15 protein-coding genes are annotated in these 16,290 nt (G+C 69.2%); 11 read left to right on the top strand and 4 right to left on the bottom strand.

Annotation, left to right across the window (positions count from 1 at the left end; translation table 11 throughout):
* Nucleotides 1-2: 2 nt before the first annotated feature.
* The 10 genes from murD to AC1RVW_RS19120 all read left to right on the top strand — a co-directional run bounded on the left by murD (nt 3) and on the right by AC1RVW_RS19120 (nt 11,759).
* Nucleotides 3-2,108 carry a UDP-N-acetylmuramoyl-L-alanine--D-glutamate ligase gene (murD, locus tag AC1RVW_RS19165; RefSeq protein ID WP_493201799.1) on the top strand — a complete coding sequence of 702 codons (2,106 nt, stop codon included), beginning with the start codon at nt 3-5 and terminating at the stop codon, nt 2,106-2,108.
* Nucleotides 2,105-3,403, top strand: coding sequence for a putative lipid II flippase FtsW (gene ftsW, locus AC1RVW_RS19160; RefSeq protein ID WP_081270178.1), 1,299 nt, complete (start codon nt 2,105-2,107; stop codon nt 3,401-3,403). The genes murD and ftsW overlap by 4 nt, the downstream gene beginning before the upstream one ends.
* On the top strand, nt 3,400-4,461 hold the full coding sequence (murG, locus tag AC1RVW_RS19155; protein ID WP_081270179.1) for an undecaprenyldiphospho-muramoylpentapeptide beta-N-acetylglucosaminyltransferase: 1,062 nt from the start codon (nt 3,400-3,402) through the stop codon (nt 4,459-4,461). Before ftsW ends, murG begins: the two co-directional genes overlap by 4 nt.
* On the top strand, nt 4,458-5,918 hold the full coding sequence (gene murC, locus AC1RVW_RS19150; RefSeq protein WP_493201796.1) for a UDP-N-acetylmuramate--L-alanine ligase: 1,461 nt from the start codon (nt 4,458-4,460) through the stop codon (nt 5,916-5,918). Before murG ends, murC begins: the two co-directional genes overlap by 4 nt.
* Entirely contained in the window at nt 5,915-6,886 is a 972-nt protein-coding gene (locus AC1RVW_RS19145) for a D-alanine--D-alanine ligase (RefSeq protein WP_081270181.1), read from the top strand. Before murC ends, AC1RVW_RS19145 begins: the two co-directional genes overlap by 4 nt.
* Nucleotides 6,887-6,888: 2 nt before the next feature.
* Nucleotides 6,889-7,677 (top strand): cell division protein FtsQ/DivIB, encoded by a 789-nt coding sequence (locus tag AC1RVW_RS19140; protein WP_081270182.1) that lies wholly within the window; start codon nt 6,889-6,891, stop codon nt 7,675-7,677.
* Between the two features lie 28 nt (nt 7,678-7,705).
* Nucleotides 7,706-8,935 carry a cell division protein FtsA gene (gene ftsA / locus AC1RVW_RS19135; protein ID WP_081270183.1) on the top strand — a complete coding sequence of 410 codons (1,230 nt, stop codon included), beginning with the start codon at nt 7,706-7,708 and terminating at the stop codon, nt 8,933-8,935.
* A 170-nt stretch (nt 8,936-9,105) separates the two neighbouring features.
* Nucleotides 9,106-10,317, top strand: coding sequence for a cell division protein FtsZ (ftsZ, locus tag AC1RVW_RS19130; protein WP_081270184.1), 1,212 nt, complete (start codon nt 9,106-9,108; stop codon nt 10,315-10,317).
* A gap of 317 nt (nt 10,318-10,634) precedes the next feature.
* Nucleotides 10,635-11,558 (top strand): UDP-3-O-acyl-N-acetylglucosamine deacetylase, encoded by a 924-nt coding sequence (lpxC, locus tag AC1RVW_RS19125; RefSeq protein ID WP_172839925.1) that lies wholly within the window; start codon nt 10,635-10,637, stop codon nt 11,556-11,558.
* A gap of 24 nt (nt 11,559-11,582) precedes the next feature.
* Nucleotides 11,583-11,759, top strand: coding sequence for a hypothetical protein (locus AC1RVW_RS19120; protein WP_172839926.1), 177 nt, complete (start codon nt 11,583-11,585; stop codon nt 11,757-11,759).
* A 24-nt stretch (nt 11,760-11,783) separates the two neighbouring features.
* Here AC1RVW_RS19120 and AC1RVW_RS19115 read toward each other — a convergent pair whose 3' ends face one another.
* Complete coding sequence (locus tag AC1RVW_RS19115; RefSeq protein WP_493201792.1) at nt 11,784-12,695, bottom strand: LysR family transcriptional regulator; 912 nt, start codon at nt 12,693-12,695, stop codon at nt 11,784-11,786.
* Between the two features lie 165 nt (nt 12,696-12,860).
* On the opposite strand from AC1RVW_RS19115, the gene AC1RVW_RS19110 reads away from it, so the two are divergent.
* A complete protein-coding gene (locus AC1RVW_RS19110; protein ID WP_493201790.1) occupies nt 12,861-14,183 on the top strand; it encodes an alpha-methylserine aldolase in 1,323 nt (440 codons plus the stop codon).
* Nucleotide 14,184: 1 nt separating this feature from the next.
* Here AC1RVW_RS19110 and ruvC read toward each other — a convergent pair whose 3' ends face one another.
* The 3 genes from ruvC to AC1RVW_RS19095 all read right to left on the bottom strand — a co-directional run.
* Nucleotides 14,185-14,733, bottom strand: a complete 549-nt coding sequence (gene ruvC / locus AC1RVW_RS19105) for a crossover junction endodeoxyribonuclease RuvC (RefSeq protein WP_493201788.1) — start codon at nt 14,731-14,733, stop codon at nt 14,185-14,187.
* A 25-nt stretch (nt 14,734-14,758) separates the two neighbouring features.
* On the bottom strand, nt 14,759-15,748 hold the full coding sequence (locus AC1RVW_RS19100) for a phosphatidate cytidylyltransferase (protein WP_081270189.1): 990 nt from the start codon (nt 15,746-15,748) through the stop codon (nt 14,759-14,761).
* A gap of 172 nt (nt 15,749-15,920) precedes the next feature.
* Nucleotides 15,921-16,290: lysophospholipid acyltransferase family protein (locus tag AC1RVW_RS19095; protein WP_493201786.1), on the bottom strand; the 370-nt coding region annotated here is incomplete at its 5' end.

Here is a 16,290-nt window from a genome sequence, read left to right as displayed (position 1 = left end):
ACATGCGGCACCTGAAAGACCTCCACGTTCTCATCCTCGGCCTCGGCGCGTCCGGGCTGGCGATGGCGCGCTGGTGCGCGCGGCACGGCGCCGTCGTGACCGTGGCCGACACCCGCGAGGCGCCCGCCTCGCTGGCGACGCTGAAGGCGGAATGGCCGGAGGTTGCTTTCGTCGGCGGTCCGTTCACGGCCGCGCTGGTCGAAGGCACGCCGATCCGCGCGGTCTATCGCTCGCCGGGGCTGTCGCCCGCGACCATCGCGCCGGTGGCCGATGCCGCACGCGCCATGGGCCTGCCGGTCGGCGGCGAACTCGACCTGTTCGCGCGCGCGCTGCTGGACCTGCGGACGGTCGAGGTGCCGGTGGCGGAAGCCGAGCCTGAACCCGAAGCCGTGCCCGAAGCGCCCGTGGAAGCCGCCGAGCCGCAGCCTCAGGCAGAACTGCCGCTGGAAGAGCCGGCGCCCGCCGAGCCGGCAGAGGCCGTGGCGGAGCCTGTGCAGCAGCCCGAACCCGCGCCGGAGCCAGAGCCAGAGCCAGAGCCAGAGCCAGAGCCAGAGCCAGAGCCAGAGCCAGAGCCGATCGTTCCCGCGCAAGCCGAGGCCATGCCGCGCGATCCTTCGCTCAGCGTTGCCGTGCCGCAGCCGCCGGAAGCCGACGCACCCGCTGCCGCCCCTGAGGCAAGCGCAGAAGCTGTCGAAACTGCTGCCGCCGAGCTTCCCGTCGCCATCCCGGCACCGGCGCCCGCCACCGTTTCCCGCCTGCCCGCCACCGGCAAGCCCTACGTTCCCACGGCCGCCAGGGAAGCCGCGGAGTTCGTCGCCAAGATCGCCGAGCTTTCCGCCACCAACCCGGCTTCCGCCGCCGTCGAGGAAGAATCGCCGCAGCTCGAACTGGCCCCGCCGGTCGAACCCGAGGCGCCCAAGGGCTACACGCCCGCGGTGCTCGCCATCACCGGCACCAACGGCAAGACCACCGTCACCTCGCTCACCGGCCAGCTGGTCGAGCGCGCGGGCAAGACCGTGGCCGTGGCCGGCAACATCGGCCCTACGCTGCTCGACACGCTCTGGGCCCACATCGACGCCGGCACGCTGCCCGACGTGTGGGTGCTCGAGCTCTCCAGCTTCCAGCTCGACGGCGTGCAGGACTTCGAGCCGACCGCCGCCACCGTGCTCAACCTCACGCAGGACCACCTCGACTGGCACGGCGACATGCCGGCCTACGCGGCGGCCAAGGCGCGCATCTTCGGCGCGCGCGGGCTGATGATCCTCAACCGCGACGACGCCGGCGTGATGGCGATGCTGCCCGCGCCCGTCAAGGTCAAGCTGCAGCGTCCGCAGATCCGCGCGCACGTCACCTTCGGCGCCGCGATGCCGCTGCGCCCGGGCGACTACGGCATCGAGCGCGTCAACGGCATGGCCTGGCTGGTGCGCGCGCTGGAAGCCGACGAAACCCAGAAGCGCAAGCGCGGCGCCGTGGTGGAAGAAGAGATCTTCCTGCAGCGCCTGATGCCCGCCGATGCGCTGCGCATCCGCGGCCGCCACAACGCCATGAACGCGCTGGCCGCCCTCGCGCTGGCGAGCGCCGCCGGCTGCCCGCTCGGTCCCATGCTCTACGGCCTGCGCGAATACCACGGCGAGCCGCACCGCGTGGAGCCCATCGCCATCGTCGACGAGGTCGAGTACTTCGACGACAGCAAGGGCACCAACGTCGGTGCCACCGTGGCCGCGCTGGCCGGCCTGGGCGAAGAGCGACGCGTGGTCGTGATCCTCGGCGGCGAAGGCAAGGGACAGGACTTCGAGCCGCTCGCCGCGCCCGTGCGCCAGTACGCGCGCGCCGTGGTGCTCATCGGCCGCGACGCACCCATCATCGAGGCCGCGCTGGCTTCCACCGGCGTCTCGCTGATGCGCGCGGGCTCCATGGACGAAGCCGTGCAGGCCGCCGCCGCCCGCGCCAATCCGGGAGATGCAGTGCTGCTGTCACCGGCCTGTGCGAGCTTCGACATGTTCAGGGACTACGAGCACCGCGCCGATGTCTTCCGCGAGGCCGTGCAGGCCTGGGCGGACAGCCCGCGCGGACTGGGCGATTCTTCGACGACGGAGGAGCAGCTTTGAACTCTGCCGCATCGGGCGCCACGCCCAACGCACGCACCAGCCGCTTCGGAGGCTGGTTCAGGCGCGCCCGCAGCGGCATCGACGCGCTGCCGGTGCACCTGCCCGTGCGGCTGGGCGGCGCCGGCATCGCACAGACCAAGGCCACGCCCATGCGCGTGCTGGGCTTCGACCAGGCGCTGGTCTGGGTCACGGTCGCGCTGCTGACCTGGGGCCTGATCATGGTGTATTCGGCCTCCATCGCGCTGCCCGACAACCCGCGCTTCGCGCGCGCCGGCTACAGCGCTTCCTACTTCCTCACGCGGCACGCGGCCTCGGTGGTGTTCGCGTTCGTCGCCGCGCTGCTGACCTTCCAGATCCCGATGAAGACCTGGGAGCGCGCCGCGCCCTGGCTCTTCGTCGCGTCGCTGCTGCTGCTGGTGGCCGTGCTCATTCCGCATATCGGCATCAACGTGAACGGCGCGCGCCGCTGGCTGCCGATGGGCTTCATGCGCTTCCAGCCCTCGGAGCTGGCCAAGCTCGCGATGGTGCTCTACGCCGCCAGCTACATGGTGCGCAAGATGGAGATCAAGGAGCGCTTCTTCCGCGCCGTGCTGCCGATGGGCATCGCGGTGGTGGTGGTCGGCATGCTGGTGATGGCCGAGCCCGACATGGGCGCGTTCATGGTGATCGCGGTGATCGCCATGGGCATCCTGTTCCTGGGCGGCGTGAACGCGCGCATGTTCTTCGTGATTGCCGCGCTGGTGGTGGTGGCCTTCGGCACCATCGTCGCGACCAGCCCGTGGCGCCGCGAGCGCATCTTTGCGTACCTCGACCCGTGGAGCGAAGAGCATGCGCTGGGCAAGGGCTACCAGCTGTCGCACTCGCTGATCGCCATCGGGCGCGGCGAAATTTTCGGCGTGGGCCTGGGCGGCAGCGTCGAGAAGCTGCACTGGCTGCCCGAGGCGCACACCGACTTCCTGCTCGCCGTGATCGGCGAGGAGTTCGGCCTGATCGGCGTGCTGCTGATCATCGGCCTGTTCCTCTGGCTCACGCGCCGCATCATGCACATCGGCCGCCAGGCGATCGCCCTGGACCGCGTGTTCTCCGGCCTCGTGGCGCAGGGCGTGGGCGTGTGGCTCGGCTTCCAGGCGTTCATCAACATGGGCGTGAACCTGGGCGCGCTGCCGACCAAGGGCCTGACCCTGCCGCTGATGAGCTTCGGCGGCTCGGCCATCCTGATGAACCTCGTGGCGCTGGCCGTGGTGCTGCGCATCGATTATGAAAACCGCGTGCTGATGCGAGGAGGCCGCGTATGACGCGCACTGCCTTGGTCATGGCAGGCGGCACCGGCGGCCACATCTTCCCCGGACTCGCGGTGGCCGAGGCCCTGCGCGAGCGCGGCTGGCAGGTGCACTGGCTGGGCGCGCCCGGCAGCATGGAAGAAAAACTCGTGCCGCCGCGCGGCTTCGCCTTCGAGCCGGTGCAGTTCGGCGGCGTGCGCGGCAAGGGTCCGCTCACGCTGTTCCTGCTGCCGCTGAATCTGCTGCGCGCCTTCTGGCAGAGCCTGGGCGTGGTGCGCCGCGTGAAGCCCGACGTGCTGGTGGGCCTGGGCGGCTACATCACTTTCCCCGGCGGAATGATGGGCGTGCTGATGGGCAAGCCGCTGGTGCTGCACGAGCAGAACTCGGTCGCCGGCCTCGCCAACAAGGTGCTGGCGGGCGTGGCCGACCGCGTGTTCACCGCCTTCCCCAATGTGCTGAAGAAGGCGCAATGGGTGGGCAATCCGCTGCGCGAGGCATTCACCTCCAAGGCCGATCCGGCCACGCGTTTCGCGGGCCGCACCGGCCCGCTGAAGCTGCTGGTGGTGGGCGGCAGCCTGGGCGCGCGCGGCCTCAACACCGTGGTGCCCAAGGCGCTGGCCCGCATCGAGCCGGCCGTGCGCCCGCAGGTGCTGCACCAGAGTGGCGCCAAGCAGATCGACGAGCTGCGCGCCAACTACACGGCGGCCGGCGTCGAAGGCGAACTCACGCCCTTCATCGAAGACACGGCGCAGGCCTATGCGGACGCCGACATCATCGTCGCGCGCGCAGGTGCCAGCACCGTCACAGAAATCGCGGCCGTCGGCGCAGCAGCGCTGTTCGTGCCTTTCCCTTCGGCGGTCGACGACCACCAGACCACCAACGCGCGCTTCCTCGTGGACGCGGGCGGCGGCTGGCTGGTGCAGCAGGCCGACCTCACTCCTGAATTGCTGGCTGACTTGCTACAGAACACAGAGCGCACCGCGCTGATCGACAAGGCCGCGAAGGCCAAGACCATGCAGAAGACCGAAGCCGTCGAGGCGGTCGTCCGCGCCTGCGAGGAGCTTGCCAAATGAAGCACGCGATCCGTCACATCCATTTCGTCGGCATCGGCGGCTCGGGCATGAGCGGCATCGCCGAAGTGCTGCTGAACCTGGGCTACAAGATCACCGGCTCCGACCTGGCCGACAGCGCCACGCTGCGCCGGCTCGCGGGCCTGGGCATCGGTACCTTCGTGGGCCATGCCGCTGCGCATATCGACGGCGCGGACGCGGTCGTCACCTCCACCGCGGTGCAGCCGGACAACCCCGAAGTGCTGGCCGCGCGCGAGAAGCGCATTCCGGTGGTGCCGCGCGCGCTGATGCTGGCCGAGCTGATGCGCCTGAAGCAGGGCATTGCCATTGCCGGCACGCACGGCAAGACCACCACCACCAGCCTGGTGGCGAGCGTGCTCGACGCCGCCGGCCTGGACCCGACCTTCGTGATCGGCGGCCGCCTGAACAGCGCGGGCGCGAATGCGCAGCTCGGCAGCGGCGACTACATCGTGGTCGAGGCCGATGAATCGGACGCCTCGTTCCTGAACCTGCTGCCCGTGATGGCGGTAGTCACGAACATCGATGCCGACCACATGGAGACCTACGGGCACGACTTCGCGAAGCTCAAGAAGGCTTTCGTCGACTTCCTGCACCGCATGCCGTTCTATGGCGTGGCCATCTTGTGCACCGACGACCCCGCGGTGCGCGAGATCGTCGCGAGCGTGACCTGCCCGGTGACCAGCTACGGCTTCGGCGAAGACGCCCAGGTGCGCGCCATCGACGTGCGCGCCGTCGGCGGCCAGATGCATTTCACCGCGCAGCGCCGCAACGGCGTGACGCTGCCCGACCTGCCCATCGTGCTGAACCTGCCCGGCGAGCACAACGTGCGCAATGCGCTGTCGGTGATCGCGGTGGCGGTGGAGCTCGGCATTCCCGACGAGGCCGTGCAGCGCGGCCTGGCGGGCTTCAAGGGCGTGGGCCGCCGCTTCCAGAGCTACGGCGACGTGGCGGTGCAGGGCGGTGACGCCGCTGCTGCTGCTGGCACCTTCACCGTCATCGACGACTACGGCCATCACCCCGTGGAAATGGCGGCCACCATCGCGGCCGCGCGCGGCGCGTTCCCGGGGCGCCGGCTGGTGCTGGCCTTCCAGCCGCACCGCTACACCCGCACGCGCGACTGCTTCGAGGACTTCGTCAAGGTCATCGGCACGGCCGACGCGGTGCTGCTCGGCGAGGTCTATGCCGCCGGCGAGGCGCCCATCGTGGCTGCGGACGGCCGCACGCTGGCACGCGCGCTGCGCGTGGCGGGCAAGGTCGAGCCGGTGTTCGTCGACGACATCGCCGCCATGCCGCAAGCCATTCTCGACAACGCCCGCCCGGGCGACGTGGTGCTCTCGATGGGCGCCGGGTCCATCGGCGCGGTGCCGGCCAAGGTGGTCGAACTGGGCGCCACGCCCTCAACATCGCAGCGCGATTCGCGCCAAGGGAGGGCCGCATGAGCCTTCAGGATCCCAAACTCTTCGGCAAGGTCGCCGTGCTGTTCGGCGGCAGTTCCGCCGAACGCGAAATCTCGTTGATGTCGGGCACCGGCGTGCTCGAAGCCCTGCGCTCGCGCGGCGTGGACGCGCATGCCTTCGACCCCTCGCAGCGCGAGCTGGCCGACCTCAAGCGCGAAGGCTTCGCGCGCTGCTTCGTCGCGCTGCACGGCCGCCACGGCGAGGACGGCACGGTGCAGGGCGCGCTCGAGCTGCTCGGCATTCCCTACACCGGCTCCGGCGTGATGGCCTCCAGCGTGGCCATGGACAAGGTCATGACCAAGCGCATCTGGCAGGCCGACGGGCTGCCCACGCCCAAGTACGTGCGCCTGGCCTTCGACCAGCAAAGCCGCGAGCAGGTCATGGCCGTGCCTGACGTGCTCGGCCTGCCGCTGATCGTGAAGCCGCCGCGCGAGGGCTCGTCCATCGGCGTGACCAAGGTCGAGGGCTACTCCCAGATGCAGGACGCGATCACGCTCTCGGCCAAGTACGACGCAGACGTGCTCTGCGAAGAGTTCATCGAAGGCGAGGAAGTGACCTGCGCCGTGCTCGGCCACGGGCTCGACGCGCGTGCGCTGCCTGTGGTGCGCATCGCCGCGCCCGAAGGCGCCTACGACTACCAGAACAAGTACTTCACCGACGACGTGAAGTACCAGTGCCCGAGCGGCCTGCCCGAGGCGGAAGAGCACGAGATCCAGCGCATCACGCTGGCCGCCTACCGCACGCTCGGCTGCCGCGGCTGGGGCCGTGCCGACGTGATGATCCGCGCCAGCGACCGCAAGCCCTTCCTGCTCGAGATGAACACCTCGCCCGGCATGACCAGCCACTCGCTGGTGCCGATGTCGGCCCGCGCCGCGGGCATCGCCTACGAAGAACTCTGCGTGCGGGTGCTGGCCTCGGCCACGCTCGACGCCACGGGAGGCTCGTTATAGCCATGGCTGACAGCATCCCCGCGCCCTTCGACGTCAAGCTCATGAACATCGTCGCCAACCTTGCGTTCGCGGCGGTGGCGCTCATGCTGCTTGCGGCGGGCGCCTGGTGGGTGCTGCGCCAGCCGTTCTTCCCGATCGTCGGCATCAAGGTGGACGGAGAGGTCACGCACAACAACGCGGTCACGCTGCGCGCCAACGTGGCGCCGCAGCTCAAGGGCAACTTCTTCACCATCGACCTGCTGCGCGCGCGCGCGGCCTTCGAGTCGGTGCCGTGGGTGCGCAGCGCGGTGGTGCGGCGCGAGTTCCCGAACAAGCTGCGCGTGACGCTGACCGAGCAGGTGCCGGTGGCCATCTGGGGCGACGAAGCGGGCTCGAAGCTGATCAACGGCTTCGGCGACGTGTTCGAGGCCAATGTGGCCGAGGTGGACGACAACCTGCCGCGCCTGGACGGCCCGATCGAGCAGGCCGGCCAGGTGCTGGGCATGTACCGCGTGCTGCAGCCGCAGTTCAAGCCGTATGACTTCAGCATCGACGAGCTCACGCTGTCGAGCCGGGGCAGCTGGAAGGTCGTGCTGGACACCGGCGCCGAGATCGAGCTGGGCCGAGGCCAGGGCGAGGAAGTGTCGGCCCGCCTGCAGCGCTTCCTGAAGACCGTGACCCAGGTCGCGGGCCAGTACCACCGCACGGTGGCGGATGTCGAAGGCGCCGATCTGCGCCACAACGACGCGTATGCATTGCGGCTGCGCGGCGTCACCACGGTCTCGCCAGAGGCCCCAAGAAAAATCAAGTAGCGAATACCGAGGAATCGAGGACATATCAATGCCCAAAGAATACAAAGACCTGGTCGTAGGACTCGACATCGGCACCGCCAAAGTGATGGTGGTGGTGGCCGAGGTGCTGCCCGGCGGCGAGCTCAAGCTGGCCGGCCTCGGCATCGCGCCGAGCAACGGGCTCAAGCGCGGCGTGGTGGTGAACATCGACGCCACGGTGCAGAGCATCCAGCAGGCGCTGAAAGAGGCCGAGCTGATGGCCGACTGCAAGATCAGCCGGGTCTACACCGGCATCACCGGCAGCCACATCCGCGGCATCAACTCGAGCGGCATGGTGGCGGTGAAGGACAAGGAAGTGACGCCCGCCGACGTGGCCCGCGTGGTGGAGACGGCGCGCGCCATCAACATCTCCAGCGACCAGCGCCTGCTGCTGGTGGAGCCGCAGGAGTTCGTGATCGACGGCCAGGACGTGAAGGAGCCGATCGGCATGAGCGGCATGCGGCTCGAGGCCAAGGTGCACATCGTGACCGGCGCGCAGAGCGCGGCCGAGAACATCATCAAGTGCGTGCGCCGCTGCGGCCTGGAGGTCGACCAGCTGATGCTGAACCCGCTGGCCTCCAGCCAGGCGGTGCTGACCGAGGACGAGCGCGAACTGGGCGTGGTGCTGGTCGACATCGGCGCGGGCACCACCGACGTGGCGATCTTCACCAACGGCGCGATCCGCCATACGGCCGTGATCCCGATCGCGGGCGACCTCATCACGAGCGACATCGCGATGGCGCTGCGCACGCCGACCAAGGACGCGGAAGACATCAAGGTCGAGAACGGCTTCGCCAAGCAGCTGCTGGCCGACCCCGACACGCAGGTCGAAGTGCCGGGGCTCGGCGACCGCGGACCGCGCATGCTGAGCAAGCAGGCGCTGGCCGGCGTGATCGAGCCGCGCATCGAGGAAATCTTCTCGCTGGTGCAGCAGGTGGTGCGCGAGTCGGGCTATGAAGAAGTGCTGTCGTCGGGCGTGGTGCTCACGGGCGGCAGCGCGGTGATGCCCGGCATGGTCGAACTCGGCGAGGACATCTTCCTCAAGCCGGTGCGACGCGGCATTCCAAAGTATTCCAGCGCGTTGTCTGACATGGTCGCGCAGCCTCGCGCCGCTACAGTCATGGGCCTTCTCGAAGAGGCACGCTTCGCGCGCATGCGCGGCTTCAAGGTCGCGCAGAAGAACGGGTCGGTGAAAACCGCATTCGGGCGCTTCAAGGACTTCATAGTGGGGAATTTCTGACGATGATCAAGTCTCCACTCTGGCTCGCGCGCGGCAGCCCTCCATTGCACTTCAACGAGCGATGGCGACGAACAGGTCCACCGCCATGACGAGCGCATCGTTGTTCCAGTCGCGGCACAAGAAATATTCATAGACACATAACGGCAACTGCAAGATTCAAGGAGTTAGAAATGACCATCGAAATGATCGAAGTCGAAGAGTTCAATCAGGGCACGCAGATCAAGGTGATCGGCGTCGGCGGTGGCGGCGGCAATGCGGTCGCCCACATGATGGAGCGCGGTGTGCAGGGCGTTCAGTTCGTCTGCGCGAACACCGACGCCCAGGCACTGCAGCGCAGCAGCGCGCACAAGATCATCCAGCTCGGCACCAGCGGCCTGGGCGCCGGCAGCAAGCCCGAGAAGGGCCGTGACGCGGCCGAAGCGGCGGTGGACGACATCCGCGCGGCCATCGACGGCGCGCACATGCTGTTCATCACCGCCGGCATGGGCGGCGGCACCGGCACCGGTGCGGCTCCCGTGATCGCGCGCGTCGCCAAGGAAATGGGCATCCTGACCGTGGGCGTGGTGACCAAGCCCTTCGACTGGGAAGGCGGTCGCCGCATGACCAACGCCGACGCCGGCCTGGCCGAGCTCGAAGCCAACGTCGACTCGCTGATCGTGGTGCTCAACGAGAAGCTGCTCGACGTGCTGGGCGAAGACGTCACGCAGGACGAGGCCTTCGCGCAAGCCAACGACGTGCTGAAGAACGCCGTGGGCGGCATCTCGGAAATCATCAACGAGTACGGCGGCGTGAACGTCGACTTCGAAGACGTGCGCACCGTGATGGGCGAACCCGGCAAGGCCATGATGGGCACGGCCGCGGCCGCGGGCCCCGACCGCGCGCGCATCGCCGCCGAACAGGCAGTGGCCTGCCCGCTGCTCGAAGGCATCGACCTGTCGGGCGCCAAGGGCGTGCTGGTGCTGGTGACGGCATCGAAGGGCTCGCTGAAGCTGAACGAGTCGAAGCTGGCGATGAACACCATCCGCGCCTACGCTTCGCCGGACGCGCACGTGATCTACGGCGCCGCCTACGACGACAGCCTCGGCGACGAGATGCGCGTCACCGTGGTGGCCACCGGCCTGTCGCGCGCCGACGCACGCCGCCAGGCCCCGACCCTGGAAGTGATCCGCACCGGCACCGACAACATCGGCTTCACCGTGCCCACGCTGGGCGGCACCGGCCACGCGCACAGCAGCGGCAGCCAGCCGAACTACGACGGCATGGCCGTGCCCAGCGTGTGGCGCACCAACCGCACGATGGCCGCCGCCAAGGTGGACGCGCTGTCGTCGGGCGGCATGGACGACTTCGAGATTCCGGCCTTCCTGCGCCGCCAGGCCGACTGAGCCTGGCTCGCCCCCAGGCTGCGCGCACTTCGTGTCGCTTCGCCAACCCCCTGCCGGGGGCGACACCTGCGGCCCGGCAAAGCCGGTTCCGCGGTGTCCCGCGAATCGACGGACCGGACGCAGCGGGCACGAGGGTTCGCAAGGGGCCACGGTGACGACCTGAAAGGGACGTTCACCGGCTCTGCACACTGCGTTCGCTTCGTGCCCGTTGCGTCCATTTCGCGCGCATCCGGCGGGATTGCATAGAACCCATGTCTATCGGTGCCATAGCCAGGGGCATAGGCCGCCACCCCCGTGGCGCGCCTAAAATCGCCGGCGTGCTGCAACAACGAACCCTCAAGTCGATCAGCCGCGCCGTGGGCGTGGGGCTCCACAGCGGCCAACGCGTGGAGCTGACCCTGCGACCGGCCCCGGCCGACACGGGCATCGTGTTCCGCCGCGTCGACCTGCCGGAACCTGTCGACATCCGCATGACCGCCGAGTCGGTCACCGACACGCGCCTGGCGTCCACGGTCTCCACCGGCGGCGCCAAGGTGCAGACCGTCGAGCACATCATGTCGGCCTGCGCGGGCCTCGGCATCGACAACCTCTACATCGACATCACGGCCGACGAAGTGCCGATCCTCGACGGGTCGGCCTCTTCTTTCGTGTTCCTGCTGCAGAGCGCGGGCATCGCGCTGCAGAAGGCGCCGCGCCGCTTCATCCGCGTAACCCGCAAGGTCGAGGTGCGCGAGGGCGAGGGCGCCAACGAGAAGTGGGCGCGGCTGGAGCCGTACCACGGCTTCAAGCTGAGCTTCGAGATCGACTTCGACCACCGCGTCGTCAATTCCACCGGCCAGCGCGTGGAGTTCGACCTGGGCACCGACTCCTACAGCCGCGACATCGCGCGCGCCCGCACCTTCGGCTTCACGAAAGAGGTCGAGTACATGCGCAGCAAGGGCCTCGCGCTCGGCGGTGGCCTGGACAACGCGATCGTGATGGACGACACCAAGGTGCTCAATGCAGGCGGCCTGCGCTACGACGACGAGTTCGTGAAGCACAAGATCCTCGACGCCATGGGCGACCTGTACATCATCGGCAAGCCGCTGCTGGCCGCGTACACCGCGTTCCGCTCGGGCCATGCGCTGAACAACAAGCTGCTGCGCGAGTTGCTCTCGCACAGCGACGCCTACGAAGTCGTGACCTTCGAAGACGAGAAGCGCGCACCGCGCGGCTTCGGCGAAGTCGCCCGCGCCTGGTAGGCCCGGCGCAGGCCACGTTCACACATGCTTCTTTTCCGCTGGGCCATCCTGCTGCTTCTGCTGGTGGCGGGCGTGTCCTTTGCGTTCTATGCGGGCACCGGGCAGGTCAAGTACCGGCGCTTCGGCTGGATCGTGCTGAAGTGGACGCTGCTGGCGGCGTTCGGCTTCTTCGCGGTGCTGATCGCCGAGCGCGTGGCCTAGCCGACGCCCCAGGCCCCTTGGCACTCAGGCGGCCAACGCCTGCAGCGCCTGCACCTGCTGCGCCAGCAGCGGCCCCTTGCGATGGGCCGGCACCAGCAGCATGACGGTATCTCCCAGCGCCTTCGGCCGTCCCCATGGCGCATGCAGCCTGCCTTGGGCGAGCAGCGGCGCGACGAGCTGTTCCCGGCCCATCAACACACCTTCGCCGTCGACCGCGGCCTGCAGCGCGAGGCTGTAGAGCGAGAAGTCCGGCCCCGCGGCCAGCGCATCGGCTTCGGCCGCCGTGGTGCCTGCGCGCGTGGCTTGCAGCCAGCGCCGCCAGTCGTCTTGCCACACGGTGTCGTGCAGGCCGCCGCAGCGGGCCAGCAGTTCCGCCAGGTCGTCGAGCGATCGGGGCCGGCCGCTGGGCAGCGGCTGCTGCAGGCGTGGACTGCAGACGGGAAGCAGCCGGTCTCGCGCCAGAGGAATCGCCTGCGCACCGACTGCCGTCTCGATGTGCTCACCGGCCCGCGCATAGAACAACCCCAGGTCGAAGGGCTCGCGGCGAAAGTTCGGCGGGTGCTCGAGCGCCGTCACCGACACCTGCACGCCGGGCAGCGCGGCCTTCAATCGCGAGAGCCGGGGCGACAGCCACAGCTGCGCCACGGCAGGCAGGGCCGCCACTTGCAGCGTGCTGCGGCGAGCGGCGGTCTGGGTCTCGTGGCGCAGCGCCTGCACCGCGAGGCCGAGCTGGTCGACGGCGGCGCTGAGGGCAGGCAGGGCCCGCCGCCCATGCGCGCTCAGGCGTATGCCCTGGCTGTGCCGTTCGAACAGCGCGCCGCCGGCCCAGCTCTCCAGCGCCTTGATCTGCTGCGCGACGGCGGCCGGGGTGACGAACAGCTCTTCCGCCGCCCGCGCGAAGCTGCCGTGGCGCGCGGCCGCTTCGAAGGCACGCACGGCGGTGTGCGGAGGCAGGCGGGGGCGGGGCGGTGCGAGCGGCATCGAGAACGAGAAAGATCAGGCCAAGTTTTTCTAAGGCTGGGGCACAGATTATCCGGTTTGCCCGCTGCCGTGCGGCGCGCGACGATGCGGCCACACACCACTTCCAGCGAGATACGCCGCATGCCTGCCGCCCTGCAACGCCGCCCCTGGGTTCCCGCCGCCAGCGAAGACCACGTGCTCTCCATTGCCGCCGATGCCGCAGCGCGCGACGCGGCCGGCGTCGCCGCCGAGATCGAGCGGCTGGTGGCCGACAACCACCGCATCCACGATGTCGACGGCCTGAACCTCAACCCCGCCACGAACGTCATGAACCCGGCGGCCGAGGCGCTGCTGTCGCGCGGGCTCGGCTCGCGCCCGTCGCTCGGCTATCCCGGCGACAAATACGAGATGGGGCTGGAAGCCATCGAGCGCATCGAGGTGGTCGCCGCCGAGCTGGCGGCCGAGGTGTTCGGCGCCAAGTTCGCCGAGGTGCGCGTGGGCTCCGGCGCGCTGTCGAATCTCTATGTGTTCATGGCCACCTGCCAGCCCGGCGACACCATCATCGCGCCACCCGCCACCATCGGCGGCCACGTCACGCACCATGCGGCGGGCGCGGCCGGCCTCTACGGCCTGAAGACCGTGCCGGCGCCCGTCGATGCCGACGGCTACACCGTCGACGTGGGCGCGCTGGCCCGGCTGGCGCGCGAGGTGAAACCGAAGCTCATCACCATCGGCGGCAGCCTCAATCTCTTTCCGCACCCCGTGCCCGCCATCCGCGAGATTGCCGACAGCGTGGGCGCGAAGCTGCTGTTCGACGCCGCGCACCTGTCGGGCATGGTGGCCGGCAAGGCATGGCCGCAGCCGCTCGAAGAGGGCGCGCATGCCATCACCATGAGCACCTACAAGAGCCTGGGCGGCCCGGCGGGCGGGCTGATCGTGTCGAACGACGCGGCGCTGATGGAGCGCATCGACGCCATCGCCTATCCCGGCCTCACGGCCAATTCGGACGCGGGCCGAACCGCCGCGCTGGCCCGCGGGCTGCTCGACTGGAAGGTGCACGGCAAGGCCTATGCCGCCGCGATGCGCGAGACCGCGCAGGCACTGGCGCGCGCGCTCCATGCTGAGGGGCTGCCGGTGTTCGCCAGGGCGCGCGGCTTCACGCAGTCGCACCAGCTGGCGGTCGAGGCCGCGCGCTGGGGCGGCGGGCAGCGCGCCGCGAAGCTGCTCGCGCAAGGCGGCCTGCTGGCCTGCGGCATCGGGCTGCCCGTGGCGCCGGTCGAAGGCGACATCAACGGCCTGCGGCTCGGCGTGCCGGAGATCGTGCGCCTCGGCTTCACGGCCGAGGACATGCCGCAGCTGGCGTCGTGGATCGCGCGCGCCCTGCAAGGCGACGCCGCCTCGGTGGCGGCCGAAGTGCGCGAGCGCCGCAAGCGCCTGGGCGAGCTGCGTTACATCGTGCGCTGAGTCAGCGCGAGCGGCCCTGCCGGTAGGTGCCGGCATGCGTCTTCGAAAGCTCGGCCGCCTGAGCGAGCCGCGCCATCGAACGCCCCACCTGCGCATGCGTGATGGCGATGCCCAGCGCATCGGCCGCGTCGGCGCCGGGCAGGCCCGGCAGGTCGAGCAGGCGCTTCACCATCTCCTGCACCTGCGCCTTGGCGGCCTGTCCGTGCCCGGCCACGGCCTTCTTCATCTGCAGCGCGGTGTATTCGGCCACCGAGAGGTTGCTGTTGACCAGCGAGGTCACGCATGCGCCGCGCGCCTGCCCCAGCAGCAGCGTCGACTGCGGGTTGACGTTGACGAAGATGATTTCCACCGCCGACGTATCGGGCTGGTAGCGCGCCGTGATTTCCGCGATGCCGTCGAACAGCACCTTGAGCCGTGCCGGCAGGTTGCCGGTGCCCAGGTGCCGCGTGCTGATGGTGCCGCTGGCCACGTAGCGCAGCGCATGGCCGTCCGCGTCGACCACGCCGAAGCCGGTGGTCTGCAAGCCGGGGTCGATGCCGAGAATTCGCATGAACAGGAAGGAGGCCTTTGCTGCCTCAGGCGTTGAAGTACCAGCGGATCGAGTGGAAGAAGATCGGCGCCGCGAAGCACAGCGCGTCGACGCGGTCGAGCAGCCCGTTGGCCCCGGTCACGCCCACGCCCTTCTTGCCCCAGTTGGGAATGCCGCGGTCGCGCTTGAGCGCCTTCATCACCAGGTGCCCCATCGACCCCGCGATGCATGCGATGACCGACACCGCGAGCGCCTGGGCGAACTTGAACGGCGTGATGAAGGAGAACAGCGCACCCACCAGGCTGGCCACCACGATGCCGATGCCCCAACTGGTCCAGTTGAAGCTGCGGCTCACGTTGGGCGCGAAGGGCGCGCGCTGGGTGCGGCGCGAGATGAGGTGCTGCACCAGCACCGAGGTCTGCACCACGAACACCAGGAAGAACACGAGGAAGGCGCTCTTGCCTTCGTAGCCGGGGAAGCTCAGCAGCAGCAGCGCGGGCACGTGGCTCATGCCGTAGACGCAGACCATGATGCCCCACTGCAGCTTGGCGTTGCGTTCGAGGAACTGGCTCGGGTCGTTGGCCAGCGCGCTCGCCACCGGGATGGCGAGGAACACGTAGACCGGGATGAAGACGGTGAAAAGGTCGAAGCGCGCGGTGGCGACGAGCCAGAACTGGATCGGCAGCACCACGAAGAAGGCGAGGATGAGGCTGCGGTGGTCGCCGCGCCGCGTGGGCGAGAGGGTGATGAATTCGCGCAGCGAGAAGAAGGCGATCAGCGCGAAGAGCACGGTGGCCACCGTCTCGCCCAGCGCCCAGCCGATCCAGAAGATCACGGCCATGAACCAGGTGGTGCCGAGCAGTCCGCGGAAGTGGGCCAGCTCGGCCTGCCAGGCGGCGTCGTGCACGGGGTTGCGGCGTTCCCTGAAGGTGAGGAAGAACGCGGTGGCGCTCACGATCGCGAGCACGCCGAAGACGATGAGGAAGAGGGCGGCGACCTGCTGGGTCGGGGTCAGGTTGCGCAGGAACTGGTTCATTTTTTACTGCGCTTCGGGTTTGTTCAGGGCGTGTGTGAAGGCCACCGGGTAGCTCCCTCCGCGAATGTCCCCCGGCCTGCGGCCTCCTCCTTTATTTCGCTGCGGGAGCCACCCGGCGCCCTTCACACAATGGGCGCGGCTGTTGTGCAGGCCGATCGAGAAGTGCTTCATGTCAGACATCGCGCAAAGCGATCACCGCGGCGCGTGCACGGTCGAGGAAGGGACGGCGCTCCTCGCCTTCCTCGACGCGGATCGGCGCGCCGAAGGTGACGGAGCAAAGAATGGGCACGGGCACGATCTCGCCCTTGGGCATGACGCGCTGCACGTTGTCGATCCAGGCCGGCACCAGCACCACCTCGGGGAACATGGTGGCGAGCGCGTAGAGGCCCGACTTGAACTTCTGCGGCTCGCCGGTGTGGCCGCGCGTGCCCTCGGGGAAGATGATGATCGAGTCGCCGCTGCGCAGGGCTTCGATGAGCGGGGCCAGCGGATCGGTTGCGGGCGCGGCCGCAGAGGTCTCGGGTTCCGGGGCAGCAGGGGGA

The sequence above is a fragment of the Variovorax sp. MPBD4-3 genome (assembly GCF_058809745.1).
This window is presented reverse-complemented; position numbering and strand designations above follow the sequence as displayed.

Excerpts from the sequence above, each read along its gene's own strand:
- murD (WP_493201799.1), top strand. The coding sequence starts at position 3 with ATGCGGCACCTGAAAGACCTCCACGTTCTCATCCTCGGCCTCGGCGCG.
- murG (WP_081270179.1), top strand. The coding sequence starts at position 3,400 with ATGACGCGCACTGCCTTGGTCATGGCAGGCGGCACCGGCGGCCACATC.
- murC (WP_493201796.1), top strand. The coding sequence starts at position 4,458 with ATGAAGCACGCGATCCGTCACATCCATTTCGTCGGCATCGGCGGCTCG.
- AC1RVW_RS19145 (WP_081270181.1), top strand. The coding sequence starts at position 5,915 with ATGAGCCTTCAGGATCCCAAACTCTTCGGCAAGGTCGCCGTGCTGTTC.
- AC1RVW_RS19140 (WP_081270182.1), top strand. The coding sequence starts at position 6,889 with ATGGCTGACAGCATCCCCGCGCCCTTCGACGTCAAGCTCATGAACATC.
- ftsA (WP_081270183.1), top strand. The coding sequence starts at position 7,706 with ATGCCCAAAGAATACAAAGACCTGGTCGTAGGACTCGACATCGGCACC.
- ftsZ (WP_081270184.1), top strand. The coding sequence starts at position 9,106 with ATGACCATCGAAATGATCGAAGTCGAAGAGTTCAATCAGGGCACGCAG.
- AC1RVW_RS19120 (WP_172839926.1), top strand. The coding sequence starts at position 11,583 with ATGCTTCTTTTCCGCTGGGCCATCCTGCTGCTTCTGCTGGTGGCGGGC.
- AC1RVW_RS19110 (WP_493201790.1), top strand. The coding sequence starts at position 12,861 with ATGCCTGCCGCCCTGCAACGCCGCCCCTGGGTTCCCGCCGCCAGCGAA.
- ruvC (WP_493201788.1), bottom strand. The coding sequence starts at position 14,733 with ATGCGAATTCTCGGCATCGACCCCGGCTTGCAGACCACCGGCTTCGGC.
- AC1RVW_RS19100 (WP_081270189.1), bottom strand. The coding sequence starts at position 15,748 with ATGAACCAGTTCCTGCGCAACCTGACCCCGACCCAGCAGGTCGCCGCC.